Raw genomic sequence first — 16,733 nt, 5'->3', positions numbered from 1 at the left:
CCAGCCGGCGATCCTGAGCTGCCGCCGCCCACCGACAGGCCGCCCGCCCAGGTGGAGGCCGCCCGGGACGAGTTGGCCGCGCTGGCGGCGGCAGCTCAGGATCGCCGGCTGGTGGCCCAGTACGTGCACAGCCGGGCCGGTCAGCCGGACCGCACAGTCGTGTTCACAAGCGCGAACGACGGCAGCTGGCGGGTCGACGTGCCGGGTGGCGCGTTGGGCGGCACCGTGGATGTCTCGTTGGCCGCCACCGCCGACGGGTTGTTCCAGTGCGCCCTGCCGTCGCCGGGTAGGCCGGAGGCGGCGAGCTGCGTACGTGTCGGCGACCGCGACGAGCCTCTCCCGCGCCGGCTGGACCCTCGGATCCAGCATCCGTTGACCGACTGGCTGGACGTGCTCACCGACCGGCGGGCCCCGCTCGCCGTCGCCCCCGCCAGCGCGCCGAAGGGCCTGACCGGGACCTGCTACTCGGTGGACTCCACGACAGCCTCCCTGAACGCTCCGCTGGACGTGGGCATCTACTGCTACGACCGGGACGGCACACCGACCGGCGTACGCACCGACACCGGGACGCTGCGGCTGGCCGCCCCGCCCGGCCCGCCGCCGGCCACCGTTCAGCTGGCCGGCCCGGTGACGGACGGCGAGCCGCTCGGGACCGAGGCTCCGCCGACGCCGACCGCTGACCCGTCGGACAGCCCGAGCGCGGGAACGTCCTGATCTTCGTCCCGTTACGGGTGCTCTTGACCACATTTAGGCGACCCATCCTGAGAGGTGAATCGCCCATACAGGACGATCTGTCGCATGGCTGACCTCACCCCGCTGCTCGCCTACCGCTGGAGTCCACGGGCCTTCGACCCGGGCGCCGAACTCACCCCGGACGAGGCGGCCTCGCTGCTGGAGGCCGCCCGCTGGGCGCCGTCGACGGAGAACGGGCAGCCCTGGCGGTTCGCCCTCGGTCACCGCGACGACGAGATCTGGAAGCGGATCCTGATCAACCTCCCGGACGACGACCAGGGCTGGGCACGGAACGCCGCGACCCTGGTGGTCGGTGCGCACACCGGGCGCGACGCCGAGCGGGCGGCGTACGACCTGGGTCAGTCGATCGCCCACCTGACCGTGCAGGCAACCGCGCTCGGTCTGCACGTGCACCAGCTCACCCGTTTCGACCGGGCCGGCCTCGCCGCCGAACTCGACCTGCCCGGCGGCGTCCGCCCGCTGGTGGTCGCCGCCGTCGGCCGCCTCGGCGACCCGTTCGGCCTCCCGGCCGAGCTGCGCGCCCTGGAGACCGGCCTGCGTCACCGCCGCCCGGTCGCCGACCTGCTGCTCCGCTGATCGGGCTCACTCGCCGCGGCTGGCCCGGAGCAGGACCTGCGCGGCGTCGGTGTTGCGGTAGAGGACGTACCGACCCTGTCGGGACCGGCCGACCAGGCCGGCGGCGTGCAGCGCGGCCAGGTGCTGGGAGACGTTCCCGGCGGACATCCCGGCGAGTCGGGCCAGGTCGGTGGTGGTCGCCCCGGTGTCGAGCAGGTGCAGCAGCGCGGCCCGGCCGGGGCCGACCACACGTGCCAGCGGATCGCCGGACGGTGTCGCGGTCGCCTCCCAGAGCGTCCCGATCGCCCGGACCGGATAGGCCCCGGCCGGCAGTGAGTCCTCCAGCAGGTTCCACAGCACCCGCCGCTCGGTGAACACCGTCGGGTTCAGCGCCAACCCACGACCGCGGAGGTCGAAGTCCCGCTCGAACGGATCGTCGCTGACCACCCGGTCACCGAGCCAGCGCAGGCTCGGGTGGAGCTGCTCGAAGAACCGACCGGCACCGTTCTCGGCGAGCTGGGCGGCGCGGTACGCCACGTCGGCGTCGAGCAGCGCGCGTATCCGCGGCCAGTCCGGGGCGATCGCCTCGTCGTACCAGACCCGCACCGCGTCGACGAGCTGCGGCAGCAGCCCTCGGGGATCGGCGAGCAGCGCCCGCCCGAACGGACTGAGCGGCCGGCGCGGGGTGGTCGCCAGCAGGTCCTGGACCACCACGGCCGGCGGCGTCGCGGCGACCTGCTCAAGCTGCTCGGCCATCTCCACGTTCGGGCGGGCCGCCGGGGTGAGGAAGTCGGGCAACGGGCAACCCCGCCAGGTCAGCTCCGTCAGCGGTCGGACCCGGGTGGCGACCTCGGGACGGCGCAGGGTCACCCGGGCCCGGTCGATCCAGGGCAGGTGCACCGCGTAGCGGATCGGGCTGGCCAGCGCCCACATGCTCATGACCGTCTCGTTGACCGGCGACACGGCGAGCCGCACACCCGCGACGTCGGCAAGGCTGAACCGCAACTCGGACACAAGCACCCCCACGATTCGGTCCAGCCTAAAAGGTTCGACCGGAACCATGGGGACACGGTTCACTCCCGACCATGGGGGCCAGAGAAACCATCCGCACCGCTGTCCACAACGTCGTACCGCCGGCCGGGCTGACCCGCGCGCTGGCCGTGCAGGCCATGGTCTACGCCGTCGGCAGCGGCCTGTTCCACGCCGGCAGCGCCGTCTTCTTCACCCGGGCGCTCGGGCTCAGCGCCGCCCAGGTCGGGCTGGGGCTGTCCATCGCGGCGGGGGTGTCGCTGCTGGGTACGGTGCCGCTGGGCGGGCTCACCGACCGGTACGGACCGCAGCGGGTCTGGATCGTCGGGCTGGTGCTGAACGCGGCGCTCTTCGCGTCGTACCCGTTCGTGGGCGGCTTCGCGGGCTTCCTCGCCGTGGTGGTGGCACTGGCGGCGGTGGACGCGTCGACAGGCGTGGCCCGGCAGGTCTACTCGATCAACGCGCTCCCACCTGCCGAACGGGTCACGGCGATGGCGTACCAGCGGTCGTCGTTGAACGTCGGCTTCGGGCTGGGCGCGGTGATCAGCGGCCTGGTGCTGGCGGTGGACACGATCGAGGCGTACCGGGGAATGGTCTGGTTCATCGCGGCGGTGATCCTGGTGACAGCCGTCTTCGTACGGCGACTGCCCCGGCTGCCGCAGGTGAGCCGGCCGGCGGAGCCGATGAGTCGGCTCGCCGTACTGCGGGACCGGCCGTTCATGGCGGTGTCCCTGCTGTCCGGGCTGCTCACCGCGCACGGGGTGCTCTACCTGACGGTGATGCCGCTGTGGATCCTCACCCACACCGACGCCCCGAAGACGGTGATCGCCGCTCTGGTGCTGCTCAACACGGTCCTGATCGTGCTGCTCCAGGTACGCGTCAGCCGGGGTGCCGACACCGCGACGGGCGCGGCGCGGGCCTCCCGTCGCGGTGGCCTGCTGATCGCCGTGTCCTGCCTGGTCCTGCCGATCTCCGGACTCACCCGGGGCATGCTCACCGTCGTGGTGCTGGTGGCCGCCGCGACGCTGCTGATCTTGGCCGAACTGATTCAGTCGGCGGGCGCCTGGGGGCTCACTGCCACCCTCCCACCGGACGACCAGCGTGGCGCGTACGTGGGGGCGCTGCGGCTCGGCGAGCAGGTGCAGTACCTGATCGCCCCGGCCGGGTTGACCGCGCTCGGCGTGACCACCGGCGGCTGGGGTTGGCTACCGACGGCAGCGATCTTCGTGCTGGTCGCGGCGGCGATCGTGCCTGCGGTGGCCTGGGCCGAACGGACCCCGAGGCTGGGTTCCCAGGCCCCGGAGCCGGCCATGACGTCGATCCCATAGTCCGGACCTACCTTTCCACCCTCCGTTCCATCACGTAGGGTGACGTGGTCATGTGGCGGGCGCTTCTCCTCCTTAGCCGCCGCGACGAGGCCTGACCGGCCGGCACCTCGTCGCGGAGTCGCATCGCGCCGTCCAGCACATCTGAGTTTCCTCTCGGCACCGCCGCGCACCGTCGCCCGGCAACTCGCCGACACCTTCCGATCTGCTGACGCCACATGTTCCAGGGAGCACTCTGAGATGGCTCAACCTGTCACCGACGCTGAGACCGATCCGATCGCCCGGCAACGCCCGAGCCGGATGCCGTACCACCGCTACCAGCCCTACCGGGAGCAGTTCCGGGTGGAGCTGCCGGACCGCACCTGGCCCACCCGCACCGTCGAGGCCGCGCCGCGCTGGTGCGCGGTGGATCTCCGCGACGGCAACCAGGCGCTGATCGACCCGATGTCGCCGGAGCGCAAGCGGCGGATGTTCCAGCTGCTGGTGCAGATGGGCTACAAGGAGATCGAGGTCGGCTTCCCGTCGGCCAGCCAGACCGACTTCGACTTCGTCCGGCAGCTCATCGAACAGGACATGATCCCGGACGACGTCACGATCCAGGTGCTCACGCAGTGCCGGGAGCACCTGATCGACCGGACGTTCGAGTCGCTGCGCGGCGCGAAGCGGGCGATCGTGCACTTCTACAACTCGACGTCGACGCTCCAGCGGCGGGTGGTCTTCGGCCTGGACAAGGACGGCATCGCCGACATCGCCACCTCCGGCGCGCGGCTCTGCCAGAAGTACGCGGAGATCCACACGCCGGACACCGAGATCTTCTACGAGTACTCGCCGGAGTCCTACACGGGCACCGAGCTGGAGTACGCGCTGGAGGTCTGCTCCCGGGTGATCGACGTGATCGACCCGACGCCGGACCGGCCGCTGATCATCAACCTGCCGGCCACCGTCGAGATGGCCACTCCCAACGTGTACGCGGACTCGATCGAGTGGATGCACCGGCACCTGCCGCGCCGCGACAGCGTGGTGCTGAGCCTGCACCCGCACAACGACCGGGGCACCGGCGTGGCCGCCGCCGAGCTGGGCCTGCTCGCCGGCGCGGACCGCATCGAGGGCTGCCTGTTCGGCAACGGTGAGCGCACCGGCAACGTCGACCTGGTGACGCTGGGGCTGAACATCTTCTCCCAGGGCATCGACCCGATGATCGACTTCTCGAACATCGACGAGATCCGCCGGGCCGTCGAGTACTGCAACCAGCTGCCGGTGCACGAGCGGCACCCGTACGCGGGTGACCTCGTCTACACCGCCTTCTCCGGCTCGCACCAGGACGCCATCAAGAAGGGCTTCGACGCCCTCAACGCCGACGCGAAGGCCGCCGGCGTACCTGTCGACGAGTACACCTGGGCGGTACCGTACCTGCCGATCGACCCGAAGGACCTGGGCCGCACCTACGAGGCCGTCATCCGGGTCAACTCGCAGTCCGGCAAGGGCGGCGTCGCGTACATCATGAAGAGCGAGCACCAACTGGACCTGCCGCGCCGGCTCCAGATCGAGTTCTCCGGGGTGGTCCAGCAGGTCACCGACCACAACGGCGGCGAGGTCGACCCGGCCGCCATGTGGGAGATCTTCGCGACGCACTACCTGCTCGACCACCAGCCCGACCCGGCGGTCCGGCTGACCGGCTACACGATCCGCACCACCGATGGCAAGGTCGACATCGAGGCCGAGGTCGGTGTGGGCGGCGAACAGCGGTCGCTCGCCGCGGTCGGCAACGGCCCGATCGACGCGTACGTCAACGCGCTCCAGTCGGTCGGGGTGGGCGTACGGGTGCTCGACTACCACGAGCACGCGCTCTCCTCAGGTGGTGACGCGCAGGCCGCCGCGTACGTGGAGTGCGAGGTGGACGGTCGGACGGTGTGGGGTGTCGGCACCGACGCCAACATCGTCACCGCCTCGATCAAGGCGGTCACCAGCGCCGTCAACCGCGCCCGCCAGTAGACGTCACGCGCCACACCCCCGAGGTGGAGCCCTACCTCGGGGGTGTGGCGGCGGGCATCGAGTGGCAGGGCTCAGCTGGCGGCGCCTCGCGGGGCGGCCGGTGGACCAGCACGAGGGCCAGCACAGCGCCGGCCAGCAGCAGCCCCGCGCACCACGCCAACGAGGCGCGGAACGCACTCGTCAGCTCCGCCTTCTGCTCGTACCCGCTGCCGGAGAGGCCGACGAGCAGCGGCAGCGCGGCCACCGCGAGCAGGCCGCCGGCCCGGGACGCGGCGTTGTTGAAACCGCTTGCCACTCCGGAGAACCGGTCCTGCACGGCGGCCAGCACCGACGCGGTCAGCGGTGCCACCACCAGGGTCAGCCCGATGCCGAAGAGCAGCACCCCGGGCAGGACGTCCCGCCAGTACGACGCGCCAGGCGCCACACCGCGCAGCAGCAGCAGACCGGCCGCGGCGATCACCGGCCCGACGGCCAGCGGCAGCCGCGGGCCGATCCGCGCCGAGAGCGCGCCGGCCCGCGCCGAGCCGACCAACAGCAGCAGGGTCATCGGCAGCAGCGCGATGCCGGTACGGAACGCCGACCACTCGACGACGTTCTGGAGGTAGACGGCGAAGAAGAACGTGAACCCGCCGAGCGCCGCGTACACGACCACCGTGAAGATGTTCAGCACCGAGAAGAGCCGGCTGCTGAACAGCCCGGTGGGAAGCATCGCCGTGTCGCCGCGCCGGCGTTCCAGCTGCACGAAGGCCACCGCCGCGAGCACCCCGACGAGCGCCGCGACCAGCACGGGGGCCGAGTCGAATCCGCGTGCCGGCGCGTCGATCAGCGCGTACGTGACGCCGGCGAGCGCGAGCGCCCCGAGCAGCGCCCCGGCCACGTCGAAGCGGCGGCGGGTGCGGCCGGGCCCGTGCGTACGGGAGGCGTTCTCGTCGCGGCTCTCCGGCACCCAACGCAGCGCGGCCAGCAGAACCAGCACGGCGATCGGCAGGTTGAGGAAGAAGATCCACCGCCAGGACAGCGCGTCGATGAGCCAACCGCCGATGAACGGCCCCAACGCGGTGGACACCCCGGAGAGCCCGGCCCACGCGCCGATCGCCCGTCCCCGGTCGTCCGGGTGGAAGCTGGCCTGGAGCACCGACAGCGAGCCGGGGGTGAGCAGCGCGCCGCCCGCGCCCTGGAGGATCCGGGCCGCGATCAGCCAGCCGGTGCCCTGCGACAGCCCGCACAGCACCGACGCGGCGGTGAACCAGAGCACCCCGATCAGGAAGACCCGCCGCCGACCGAAGCGGTCCCCGAGGGATCCGCCGAGCAGGACGAACGCCGCGAGCGTCAGCAGGTACCCGTTGACGGTCCACTGGAGATCGGCGACGTTCGCCCCGAGGTCCTCGCCCAGTTTCGGCAGCGCCACGTTGACGACAGTGGTGTCCAGGAAGACCATGCCGGAGGCGAGCACCGCGGCGACCAGCGTCCCCCGGCCTGCGGCGGTGCCCATCCTCAGCGCGGGTGACGGTACGGGAGCGGTCATCCCACCAATCTGCCTTGCAGGATGTGGGAGACGCCACGAAACGCCGAAACCATGCCCGGGTACTGTGCGCAATCGCCGGGAGCCCGCAAGCTGGAGAGGTGTCGTCTGTGCGTACCAGATCAGGACAGCGTGCGTCGGTGGCCGCGCTCGTCGCGGCGCTGGCGCTCGGCGTGGCCGGTTGCGTCCCGCCCGAGGAGCCGGAGGCGACGCCGCCACCGGGGGACGGCGGCAACGCCGTCGAACAGTTGAGCCAGCTGACCGTCGCCAGCGCCGGCTCGATGAAGGGTTACAGCCGGGATCGTTTCCCGCACTGGCGGGACACCGGCAAGAACTGCGACGTGCGGGACAGCATCCTGCAACGCGACGGTAAGGACGTGAAGCTCTCCGGCTGCAACGTGGTCGGTGGGCGCTGGGAGAGCGTGTACGACGGCCGCAGCGCGACCGATCCCTCCGACGTGGACATCGACCACACGGTGCCGTTGGCGAACGCCTGGCGTTCCGGTGCCAACGAATGGGACAACGCCAAACGCGGCGACTTCGCCAACGACACGACGCGTCCGCAGCTCATCGCGGTTTCCGCGTCCTCCAATCGGGCAAAGGGTGACCAGGATCCGTCCCAGTGGAAGCCGGCGAACCGGTCGTACTGGTGCCAGTACGCCAAGGACTGGGTGACGGTCAAGCATCACTGGCGGTTGACGGTGACCACTGCCGAGAAGGCCGGCCTGACCGACATGCTGGAGGGCTGCTGATGAGTGAGGAAGCTGCGACAGGCGCCGGGGCGAGCGGTGACACCGCCCCGGCCACGGCCGGGATGACCGCCGACGGCACGGCCGACACGCCGGCCGCGGTGCCGGGGGCCGGCATGGTCGCGGACTCGGCCGGCGCCGCCGGCCCGCAGAGCCGGACCGCCGACATCGTGCCCGGGCCGGGTGGGGTGATGACCGACGAGGTCGGGGTCGTCACCGGCGAGTTGACCCTGCGCACCGAGTACGCGGACGGCAAGGTCACCCTGCGGGTGCAGTACAAGGACGCGGACGAGTGGTACGCGGTGACCGGCGGGTCGGTCCCGCTGCCCGACCCGGCGGGCCTGGACGCGGTGCACGGCGTCGCGGTGGCGTTGCTGCACCGCCCGGAGGGCTGAGCCGCCGGCGGCACAAGTGGCACCGCGGGGGGCCGTCCGGTTGTTCGGGACGGCCCCCGGCGGCGTCACGGGGTCGGGATCAGCTCGCCCGGCGGGTCGACGGGGCCGGTGCCGTCCACCGGACGGACCAGCTCCACCTCGACCTCGTGCGGCCGGATCCGGCCGGCGGCGATGTCCTCGGCGAAGTGGCAGGCCACCCGGTGCCCGCCGACCACGTCGCGCAGTTCCGGCCGCTCCTCGGCGCAGCGGGTCGGCTGCGCCCACGGGCACCGGGTGTGGAACCGGCAGCCCGACGGCGGGTTGGTTGGCGACGGCAGGTCACCGGCGAGCAGGATCCGCTCCCGGCGGTCCTCCACCAGCGGGTCGGGCACCGGCACCGCGGACATGAGGGCGCGGGTGTACGGGTGCATCGGTTCGCGGTAGAGGTCGTCGCTGGACGCCTCCTCCACCAGCCCGCCCAGGTACATGACGCCCACCGTGTCGGCGATGTGCCGGACCACCGCCAGGTCGTGCGCGATGATCAGGTACGTCAGGCCGCGCTCGTTCTGAAGGTCCTCCAGCAGGTTGAGCACCTGCGCCTGGATCGACACGTCCAGCGCGGAGACCGGCTCGTCTGCGACGATCAGGTCCGGGTTGAGCACCAGCGCCCGGGCGATGCCGACGCGCTGACGCTGGCCGCCGGAGAACTCGTGCGGGTACTTGCCGAGGGCCGACGCGGGCAGGCCGACCGCTTCCAGCGTCTCCCGCAGGCGGCGATTCGTCTCGACCTTGTCGTCGGCCAGCCCGTGCGCCTTGAGCCCCTCGACCAGCAGCGACTCCACCGACTGTCGGGGGTCGAGGCTGGAGAGCGGGTCCTGGAAGATCATCTGCATGCGACGGCGGGCCTTGCGCATCGCCTCGCCCTTGAGCGCGCGGACGTCGGTGCCGTCGAAGATGATCTCGCCGTCGGTTGGTTCGACGAGCCGCAGCAGGCCCCGACCCAGCGTCGACTTGCCGCAGCCCGACTCGCCGACCAGGCCGTACGTCTCACCCTTGCGGATGCTCAGCGACACGCCGTCGACGGCGTAGACGTAACCGACGGTCCGGTCGAAGAGCAGGCCGCTCTTGATCGGAAAGTGGACCTTGATGTCGCGCAGCTCGATCAGGGCATCGGTCTGTTCGGTGGTCATCGGGCCGCCACCTCCTCGGAGACGGGGTTGTTGCAGCGGAGGTCGCCGCCGGTGGCGGTGGGTTCGAGCGGCGGAGGCCCTTCCAGGCAGGCGTCCACGACGTTGTCGCAGCGCGGCGCGAACGCGCACCCCTCGACCCACGGGATGTTGTCCGAGACCGACCCGCGGATCGCGTGCAGTCGCTCACCGCGCGGCGAGTCGAGCCGGGGCACCGAGTTGAGCAGCCCGTGGGTGTACGGGTGGCGGGCGTGCGCGAACAGCTCGTGCCGTGGCGCCCGCTCGACCACCTTGCCGCCGTAGAGCACGTTCACCGTGTCGCAGAGCCCGGCCACCACACCCAGGTCGTGGGTGATCATGACGAGTGCGGTGCCGGTCTCGTCGACCAGCTGCTTGAGCAGGGTGAGGATCTGCGCCTGGATGGTCACGTCGAGCGCGGTGGTCGGCTCGTCGGCGATCAGCAGCCGGGGCTTGCAGGCCAGCGCGATGGCGATCAGCGCGCGCTGGCGCATGCCGCCGGAGATCTGGTGCGGATACTCGCTGAGCCGCCTGCCCGGGTCCGGGATGCCTACCGCGTCGAGCAGGTCCCGTGACTCCCGCAGCGCCTGCTTGCGGTCCCGGCCCTGGTGGCGCTCCAGCACCTCGGCCACCTGGACGCCGATCGGGATGACCGGGTTCAGCGAGGACAGCGGGTCCTGGAAGATCATGCTGATCTCCCGGCCGCGCCTGTCGCGCATGTCGTCGGGACGCAGCTTCAGCAGGTCGGTGCCCTCGAACAGCACCTCACCGGTGACCTTGTTACCGCGCTTGGGCAGCAGGCCCATGATGGCCAGGCTGGTCACGCTCTTGCCGCAGCCGGACTCGCCGACCAGGCCGACGGTCTGGCCCGGCTCCACGGTGAAGCTGACCTTGTCGACGGCGGTGAAGGGCCGCTCGCCGCGCCGCTGGAACACGACGCTCAGGTCACGGACGTCGAGCAGGCTCATCGGGTCACTTCCTCACTGCTGTGGTCCTTCGCTCGCGACTGCGGGGCTCGCAAGCTCACTCCTCGCGCTCGCCCGAGGCGGGGTCCGGCCGTGCTGGTTGCGCGCACCGTGCTCACCGCCGGTTCTTCGGGTCGATCGCCTCGCGCATCGCCTCACCCAGCAGGGTGAAGCCGAGCGCGACCACGATGATCGCGAGCGCCGGGTAGTACGCCAGCTCCGGGCGGACCTCGAAGTAGCGCTGGCCGTCCACGCCGAGCATCAGGCCCCACTCGGCCCGGTTGATGTCCGGGTCGCCGAGGCCCAGGAAGGAGAGCGCGGCGGCGTCCAGGATGGCCACCGCGAAGGTCAGGGTGGCCTGCACGATCACCGCGGTCAGCGAGTTGGGCAGCATGTGCCGCAGCACGATGTTGCGCTCCTTGACGCCGAGCGCGCGGGCGGCGAGCACGTGGTCGCTCTCCCGCTGCGCCAGCATCGAGCCGCGCAGCAGCCGGGCGAAGATCGGCACGCTCACGATTGCCACCGCGAAGATGACAGTCCACTGGCTCGACCGGCTGGCCATCGCGACAAGGGTGATCGCGAGCAGCAGGCTCGGCAGGGCCAGCATCACGTCGGTGAGGCGCATCAGCACCACGTCGACCCAACCGCCGAAGGCACCGGCGATCGCGCCGATCAGCACGCCCAGGGCGAGGCCGATGAGGGTGGCGACCACGCCGACGAAGAGCGTCTGCCGGGCGCCGTGGATCATGCGGGACAGGAAGTCCCGACCGAGCGGGTCGGAGCCGAGCGGGAACTCGCTGCTGCCGCCCGGGATGCTGTCCACTGTGAGGTTCTTGGTCAGTTCGTCGAAGCGCTGCACCGGGTCGTGCGGCGCGATCAGCGGAGCGAAGATAGCCACCAGGACGAACAGTCCGACGATGGCGGCCCCGACGATGGCGACCGGATTGCGGCGCAGTCGGCGTACGGCGTCCCGGACGAGGCTGATCCCGCCCCGGTCGGACGCGCTCGCGCGGGCCAGCTCGTCCAGCCGTGCCTTCTTGCGGTCGCCGAGCACGCCGATGCTGCGCTCGCTCATGCCGGGACGTGGCTTCTCGTCCCCACTGCGGGGGGTCGGCGTTCCCGCCTGGATGATCGGATCACTCATCGCACACGCACCCTCGGGTCGATGAAGGCGTAGGAGAGGTCGACAAGCAGGTTGACCACCACGAAGACCAGCGCGGCGAGCAGGATGATCGCCTGGAGCACCGGGTAGTCCCGGCCGCCGCTGATCGAGTCGGTGATCAGTGTGCCGATACCGCCCCAGTTGTAGACCTTCTCGGTGAGCACCGCGCCGGAGAGGAGCGCGCCGGTCTGCAGGCCGATGGTGGTGACCACCGGCAGCAGCGCGTTGCGCAGGATGTGGCGGCCGCGGATGGTGCGGTGCCGCAGGCCCTTCGCCTCGGCGGTGCGTACGTAGTCCTCGTTGAGGACGTCCAGCACGCTGGCCCGGGTGATCCGCACGATCACCGCCAGCGGGATGGTGGCGAGCGTGATCGCCGGCAGGATCAGGTGCCACAACGCGTCCGCGCTGGCATCGAACTCGCGCGTGAGCAGGCCGTCGAGCACGAAGAACCCGGTGACGTTCGTGTTGTCCAGGCCGGTGGTGAGCCGCCCCGACGGCGGGAACCAGTGGATGTTCTGGGTGAACACGTCCTTGAGCAGGTAGCCCAGGAAGAAGATCGGGATCGAGATGCCGAGCAGGGTGCCGGCGATGGTCAGGTTGTCCGGCCAGCGTCCCCGCCAGCGCGCGGCGAGATACCCCAGCGGAATACCGAGACCAACGGCGATGATCATCGCGGCGAGGGCCAGCTCGATGGTCGCCGGGAAGGCGCGGCTGATGACCTCGGTGACCGGGTCGCCGGTCCGGATCGAGTTGCCGAAGTCGCCGGTGACCACCCGCTGCATGAACTTGCCGTACTGCACCAGGATCGGCTGGTCGTAGCCGAGCGCCTTGGTCAGCAGGACGCGGCGCTCGGGCGTGGCCCGTTCGCCGAGCAGCGCCTCGACCGGGCCACCGGGCAGGTTCCGCAGCCAGATGAAGATCAGCGCCGACAGCGCTATGAGGGTCACCACCAGCTGCAGCAGGCGGCGGACTATGACTCGCAACATCTCTTCACACCAGACTCTCGATGATCGCGGAATCGGCCCGGCCGGGAGAAAAGCCCCGGACCGGGCCGATTCACGCCTACGGCGTCAGCCGATGGACGTCACTTGCTGATGCTGACCGTGTTGAATCGCTCGTCGGTCAGCGGGCTGGCCACCAGGCCCTTGACATCCTTGGTGACGACGATCGCCGGCGGCGCGTGCCAGACCGGAACGGCCGGCAGCCACTTGGCGGCGATGTCCCGGTTGACCTGCTCCCAGGCCGCCTTCTTGCCGGCCTCGTCGACGGTGCCGTCGGCCTTGGCGATGGCGTCGAACATCTCGGTCATCGCCTGGTCGCCGAACTCGGCCTTGCCCCGGCCGAAGAACGTGCCGACGAAGTTGCCCGGGTCGTTGTAGTCACCGGTCCAGCCGAGGATGTGCAGGTCGTGCTTGCCGAACTGCTGCACGTCGTCCTTGAAGCCACCGTTCCACGGGCGAGGAACACCGTTGACCTTGATGCCCACGGCCTGCAGGTCGTTGGCGAGGACGGTGAAGATCTCCTGCGGGTTCGGCATGTACGGCCGGGAGACGTCCGGCGGGTAGTAGAAGTTGAGCGTCAGACCCTCGGCGCCGGCCTCCTTGAGCAGCTGCTTGGCCTTGTCCGGGTTGTACTCGTACTTCTGCACGTCCGGGGCGTAGCCGAGCACGGTGTCCGGCAGGAACTCGTCGGCGACCTTCGCGCCACCCGGGCCCTTGGTCTGCACGAGCTGCTGGCGGTTGAGCGCGTAGGCGATCGCCTGCCGCACCCGCAGGTCCTTGAGCTTCGGGTTCTTCTGGTTGAGGCCCAGGTAGAGAATGTTGAACGCCGGGCGGTTGATGACCTGGAAGCCCTCGCCCTCGAGCGCCTTGCGGTCGGCCGGGGCCGGGAAGTCGATGCCCTGGACGGTGCCGGCACGGAGCTCCTGCTTACGGGTGCTCTCGTCCTTGATGACCTTGATGATCATCTTGTCCACCTTGGCCTTCTCGCCAAAGTAGTCCGGGTTGCGGTTCAGGGTGATCTCGTTCTTGGCCTTGTCCCAGCCACCGAAGGTGAACGGGCCGGTGCCGACCGGGTTGGTGGTGGCGAAGGCGCTGTACTCGAACGAGTCGCCGTTCTGCTTCACCGTGTCGGCGTCGTACTTCTTCAGGGCGTCCGGGCTGGCGATCGACAGCGAGGTCAGCGCGAAGGCACCCGGGAAGGCGCCCTTGTACTGGTTGAGGGTGACAACGGCGGTGCCGTCGTCCTTCGCCTCGCACTTGTTGTAGATCGGCTTGCCGGCGTCCTCGTTCTCGTTCTTGGCGAAGCCGCCGAAGACGTCCATGTAGTAGATCATCTGGGACTGGGCGGCAGCGCCCTTCATGTTGTACCAGCGGTCGAAGTTGAAGCAGACCGCTGCGGCGTTGAACGGCGTACCGTCGTGGAACTTCACGCCCTGACGGAGCTTGAACGTCCAGACCTTGCCGTCGGGGTCGTGCTCCCAGCTCTCGGCCAGGCCGCCCTGAAGCTCGGCGGTGCCCGGCTTGTGGCTCACCAGGGTGTCGAACATCTGCCGGACCGGCCGGAACGACTCACCGTCATCGTTGAAGATCGGATCGAAGTTCTTCGGGTCACCGGCACCCGCGAAGATGAAGGTGCCGCCAGTCTTGGCCTCGCCACTGCCGCCGTCGCGCTCGCTCTCCGCGCAGCCGGCCGCGCCGACCGCCAGAGCGGCAACGGCCGCGATGGCCACAGCCGATTTAAGCCTTCTCGCCTGCATCTCTCACCTCTGTCATGCGCATGACCACGCCGAGCTGTGGCTCGGTCCGTGTGCGGGAGGCTATGACATGTCACACCGGAAGCGGAACGGGCGTCATGCAATCGCTACCAAGCCGACACCTTGCGCGGACGTCTAACAGTCGACGCCACGGCGAACACATCGAGCGACACATCGATGCGTGCGGTGCCGGGCACGACGAAGGGGTGGCGCCGTCGGCGACGGCACCACCCCCACGGGTACGACTCAGACGGCCCGACGGCCCTCGAACGCCCTGCCCAGGGTGATCTCGTCGGCGTACTCAAGGTCGCCGCCGACCGGCAGCCCACTGGCCAGCCGGGTGACCGAGATGCCCATCGGCTTCACCATCAACGCCAGGTAGGTGGCTGTCGCTTCACCCTCGGTGTTCGGGTCGGTGGCCAGGATCAGCTCCCGTACCGTCCCGTCACCAAGCCGGATCAGCAACTCCCGGATGCGCAGATTGTCCGGCCCGATCCCCTCCAGCGGATTGATCGCGCCGCCGAGCACGTGGTACCGGCCGCGGAACTCACCGGTCCGCTCGATGGCCACCACGTCCTTGGGTTCCTCGACCACGCACAGCACCTCGTTGGTGCGGCGCGGGTCGCGGCAGATCCGGCACTGCTCGGACTCGGCGACGTTGTAGCAGGTCGTGCAGAACCGCACCAGCTCCTTGACCTTGCGCAGCGCGCCGGCCAGCCGGTTGACGTCGGCCGGATCCGCCGACAGGACGTGGAACGCGATCCGCTGGGCGCTCTTCGGGCCCACGCCCGGCAGCCGGCCCAGCTCGTCGATCAGATCCTGGATGGCACCTTCGTACATCTGCCGGCTCAGAAACCGGGCAGGCCGAGGCCGCCCATGCCGCCGGCGACCGGGCCCATCTTGCGCTCGGTCAGTTCACGGGCCGCCTCGGCGGCGTTGTGCATGGCCGCGACGACCAGGTCCTCAAGCGTCTCCACGTCGTCCGGGTCGACGGCCTTCGGGTCGATCTTGATGCTCTTGAGCTCACCGGCGCCGGAGACCGTCGCAGTGACCAGCCCGCCGCCGGCGGTGCCGGTCAGCTCGGCCTCGGCCAGCTCGGCCTGCGCGGCGGCGATCTGCTGCTGCATCTTCTGCGCCTGCTTCAGCATCTGCTGCATGTTCGGCTGTCCACCTGGGCGCACGGATGGCTCCTTCTCGCACTCGTCTGCTCGGCCGCCGCCCAGCCTAACCGCTGTGACCGACCCCGCCCCGCCCGGTGCGTCCGCCCACGCCGGGCCTTTCCAGCCCTCCGTCGGGTACGGCTACCACCACCTCGAACCGGCCATCTGCGGGTAGTGCGCAGGGGCCCAGCGGACTGGTCTGCTCGACGGCATGAACCTCGATCGCACCGGCCGGATCGGCGCGCTGTGCTGGATGGCGGCGACGCCGATCTTCCTGGTCGCCAGTCTGGTCACCGGCCTGCGCTGGCGGCAGCCGACCTACAGCTGGGCCACCCACAACATCAGCGACCTCGGCAACGCCCACTGCGGCGTCTGGGACACCACCCGACCCCGTTACGTCTGCTCGCCCTGGCACCCGGTGATGAACGCCGCGATGCTGACCACCGCCGCGATGCTCGCCGCCGGGCTCCTGCTGACCTGGCGGCTCCTCGGCCGCGGCGCGGTGCTGCGTTCGGCGCAGACGCTGCTGCTGCTGGCCACCGGCGGGTACGCCCTGGCGGCCCTGTACCCGGCGGACGTCGACGAGAACCTGCACGTCCTCGGCGCGGTACTCATCATGGGCCTGGGCAACGTGGGGCTGCTCCTGGCCGGCCTCGTCCCGGGCACCGTGCCGCTGGCCCGGTGGCGACGGCTCACCCTCACCGCCGGGCTGACCGCGCTGGCGGGGACCGTGCTGTTCTTCGCCCAGCAGGGCCTCGGGATCGGGGTGGGCGGCATGGAACGCGTCGCCGTGCTGCCCTTCCCCCTCTGGGCCTGCTGCCTGGGCGTCCTGCTGGCCGAGGCGCCGACTAGCGCGCGTCGACCTCGTCGATCTTCTCCGCCCCGAAGGTCTCCCGGAGCAGCCGTACCGCCTGCTCCTCGCTCGACTCCCGAGCGGTCTTCTCGTCGATGACCTCGTCCAGCGGCTCGTCACCCGGGTCGAACCCCTCGTAGACCGGGGCCGCCGGCGCCGCACCACCTGGCCGACCACCGCGCAGCGGGCCGTCGAAGTCCGGGTCGTAGGGCGGTTCGCCCGCCCATTCGGCGTCCGCGGTGGGCCGGGCCGCCGCCGGGGTACGCGCACCGCGCCCCGCCGCCGCCGCGCGGGCGGCGGCGATGGCGCTGCTCACCGGTGCGCCACCGGCTGC

Annotated in this window: 16 protein-coding genes and 1 pseudogene; 7 read left to right on the top strand and 10 right to left on the bottom strand. The window is 70.7% G+C overall.

Annotated features, from left to right (window positions below):
- Positions 1–714 (top strand): hypothetical protein (locus FHG89_RS32270; protein WP_139588163.1); only part of this gene is annotated, 714 nt, incomplete at its 5' end.
- Positions 715–798: 84 nt separating this feature from the next.
- On the top strand, positions 799–1,329 hold the full coding sequence (locus FHG89_RS32265; RefSeq protein ID WP_139588162.1) for a nitroreductase family protein: 531 nt from the start codon (positions 799–801) through the stop codon (positions 1,327–1,329).
- A 6-nt stretch (positions 1,330–1,335) separates the two neighbouring features.
- Here the strand turns inward: FHG89_RS32265 and FHG89_RS32260 are convergent, their stop codons facing one another.
- Entirely contained in the window at positions 1,336–2,334 is a 999-nt protein-coding gene (locus tag FHG89_RS32260; RefSeq protein ID WP_139588161.1) for an ArsR/SmtB family transcription factor, read from the bottom strand.
- 59 nt (positions 2,335–2,393) lie between these two features.
- Between FHG89_RS32260 and FHG89_RS32255 the strand changes: the two genes are divergently transcribed.
- The gene (locus tag FHG89_RS32255) at positions 2,394–3,665 is read left to right on the top strand and encodes an MFS transporter (RefSeq protein ID WP_139588160.1); all 1,272 of its coding nucleotides are present in this window, start codon (positions 2,394–2,396) and stop codon (positions 3,663–3,665) included.
- Between the two features lie 237 nt (positions 3,666–3,902).
- Positions 3,903–5,654: a 2-isopropylmalate synthase gene (gene leuA, locus FHG89_RS32250; RefSeq protein WP_139588159.1), complete on the top strand. Its 1,752-nt coding sequence runs from the start codon at positions 3,903–3,905 to the stop codon at positions 5,652–5,654.
- Positions 5,655–5,685: 31 nt separating this feature from the next.
- Here leuA and FHG89_RS32245 read toward each other — a convergent pair whose 3' ends face one another.
- Positions 5,686–7,179, bottom strand: coding sequence for an MFS transporter (locus FHG89_RS32245; protein ID WP_139588158.1), 1,494 nt, complete (start codon positions 7,177–7,179; stop codon positions 5,686–5,688).
- A 107-nt stretch (positions 7,180–7,286) separates the two neighbouring features.
- Here FHG89_RS32245 and FHG89_RS32240 point away from each other — a divergent pair, with 107 nt between their 5' ends.
- Entirely contained in the window at positions 7,287–7,928 is a 642-nt protein-coding gene (locus FHG89_RS32240) for an HNH endonuclease family protein (RefSeq protein ID WP_139588157.1), read from the top strand.
- Entirely contained in the window at positions 7,928–8,320 is a 393-nt protein-coding gene (locus tag FHG89_RS32235; RefSeq protein ID WP_139588156.1) for a hypothetical protein, read from the top strand. The genes FHG89_RS32240 and FHG89_RS32235 overlap by 1 nt, the downstream gene beginning before the upstream one ends.
- Positions 8,321–8,385: 65 nt before the next feature.
- On the opposite strand, the gene FHG89_RS32230 is transcribed toward FHG89_RS32235, so the two are convergent.
- The 7 genes from FHG89_RS32230 to FHG89_RS32200 form a co-directional block, all read right to left on the bottom strand.
- Positions 8,386–9,489: an ABC transporter ATP-binding protein gene (locus tag FHG89_RS32230; RefSeq protein WP_139588155.1), complete on the bottom strand. Its 1,104-nt coding sequence runs from the start codon at positions 9,487–9,489 to the stop codon at positions 8,386–8,388.
- Complete coding sequence (locus tag FHG89_RS32225) at positions 9,486–10,472, bottom strand: ABC transporter ATP-binding protein (RefSeq protein ID WP_139588154.1); 987 nt, start codon at positions 10,470–10,472, stop codon at positions 9,486–9,488. Before FHG89_RS32225 ends, FHG89_RS32230 begins: the two co-directional genes overlap by 4 nt.
- Positions 10,473–10,584: 112 nt before the next feature.
- Complete coding sequence (locus FHG89_RS32220) at positions 10,585–11,544, bottom strand: ABC transporter permease (RefSeq protein ID WP_208761183.1); 960 nt, start codon at positions 11,542–11,544, stop codon at positions 10,585–10,587.
- 65 nt (positions 11,545–11,609) lie between these two features.
- Positions 11,610–12,617: an ABC transporter permease gene (locus FHG89_RS32215; RefSeq protein WP_139588153.1), complete on the bottom strand. Its 1,008-nt coding sequence runs from the start codon at positions 12,615–12,617 to the stop codon at positions 11,610–11,612.
- 98 nt (positions 12,618–12,715) lie between these two features.
- Positions 12,716–14,389 (bottom strand): ABC transporter substrate-binding protein, encoded by a 1,674-nt coding sequence (locus FHG89_RS32210; RefSeq protein WP_139588152.1) that lies wholly within the window; start codon positions 14,387–14,389, stop codon positions 12,716–12,718.
- 243 nt (positions 14,390–14,632) lie between these two features.
- On the bottom strand, positions 14,633–15,226 hold the full coding sequence (gene recR, locus FHG89_RS32205) for a recombination mediator RecR (RefSeq protein ID WP_139588151.1): 594 nt from the start codon (positions 15,224–15,226) through the stop codon (positions 14,633–14,635).
- An 8-nt stretch (positions 15,227–15,234) separates the two neighbouring features.
- Positions 15,235–15,543 carry a YbaB/EbfC family nucleoid-associated protein gene (locus FHG89_RS32200; RefSeq protein ID WP_244296072.1) on the bottom strand — a complete coding sequence of 103 codons (309 nt, stop codon included), beginning with the start codon at positions 15,541–15,543 and terminating at the stop codon, positions 15,235–15,237.
- 214 nt (positions 15,544–15,757) lie between these two features.
- On the opposite strand from FHG89_RS32200, the gene FHG89_RS32195 reads away from it, so the two are divergent.
- Positions 15,758–16,498: a DUF998 domain-containing protein gene (locus FHG89_RS32195; RefSeq protein WP_139588149.1), complete on the top strand. Its 741-nt coding sequence runs from the start codon at positions 15,758–15,760 to the stop codon at positions 16,496–16,498.
- On the opposite strand, the pseudogene FHG89_RS32190 reads toward FHG89_RS32195, so the two are convergent.
- Positions 16,395–16,733 (bottom strand): annotated as a pseudogene (locus FHG89_RS32190) (DNA polymerase III subunit gamma and tau); the annotation flags it as partial. The gene FHG89_RS32195 and the pseudogene FHG89_RS32190 overlap by 104 nt on opposite strands.

The sequence above is a fragment of the Micromonospora orduensis genome, assembly GCF_006228125.1.
Classification (GTDB): Bacteria; Actinomycetota; Actinomycetes; order Mycobacteriales; family Micromonosporaceae; genus Micromonospora; species Micromonospora orduensis.
The sequence above is the reverse complement of the archived record's forward strand: the minus strand, read 5'-3'. Positions and strand labels throughout refer to the sequence as shown.

Bases quoted from the DNA above. Each gene is read 5' to 3' on its own strand.
- FHG89_RS32265 (WP_139588162.1), top strand. From the start codon at position 799: ATGGCTGACCTCACCCCGCTGCTCGCCTACCGCTGGAGTCCACGGGCC.
- FHG89_RS32255 (WP_139588160.1), top strand. From the start codon at position 2,394: ATGGGGGCCAGAGAAACCATCCGCACCGCTGTCCACAACGTCGTACCG.
- leuA (WP_139588159.1), top strand. From the start codon at position 3,903: ATGGCTCAACCTGTCACCGACGCTGAGACCGATCCGATCGCCCGGCAA.
- FHG89_RS32245 (WP_139588158.1), bottom strand. From the start codon at position 7,179: ATGACCGCTCCCGTACCGTCACCCGCGCTGAGGATGGGCACCGCCGCA.
- FHG89_RS32235 (WP_139588156.1), top strand. From the start codon at position 7,928: ATGAGTGAGGAAGCTGCGACAGGCGCCGGGGCGAGCGGTGACACCGCC.
- FHG89_RS32230 (WP_139588155.1), bottom strand. From the start codon at position 9,489: ATGACCACCGAACAGACCGATGCCCTGATCGAGCTGCGCGACATCAAG.
- FHG89_RS32225 (WP_139588154.1), bottom strand. From the start codon at position 10,472: ATGAGCCTGCTCGACGTCCGTGACCTGAGCGTCGTGTTCCAGCGGCGC.
- FHG89_RS32220 (WP_208761183.1), bottom strand. From the start codon at position 11,544: ATGAGCGAGCGCAGCATCGGCGTGCTCGGCGACCGCAAGAAGGCACGG.
- FHG89_RS32215 (WP_139588153.1), bottom strand. From the start codon at position 12,617: ATGTTGCGAGTCATAGTCCGCCGCCTGCTGCAGCTGGTGGTGACCCTC.
- FHG89_RS32210 (WP_139588152.1), bottom strand. From the start codon at position 14,389: ATGCAGGCGAGAAGGCTTAAATCGGCTGTGGCCATCGCGGCCGTTGCC.
- recR (WP_139588151.1), bottom strand. From the start codon at position 15,226: ATGTACGAAGGTGCCATCCAGGATCTGATCGACGAGCTGGGCCGGCTG.
- FHG89_RS32200 (WP_244296072.1), bottom strand. From the start codon at position 15,543: ATGCAGCAGATGCTGAAGCAGGCGCAGAAGATGCAGCAGCAGATCGCC.
- FHG89_RS32195 (WP_139588149.1), top strand. From the start codon at position 15,758: ATGAACCTCGATCGCACCGGCCGGATCGGCGCGCTGTGCTGGATGGCG.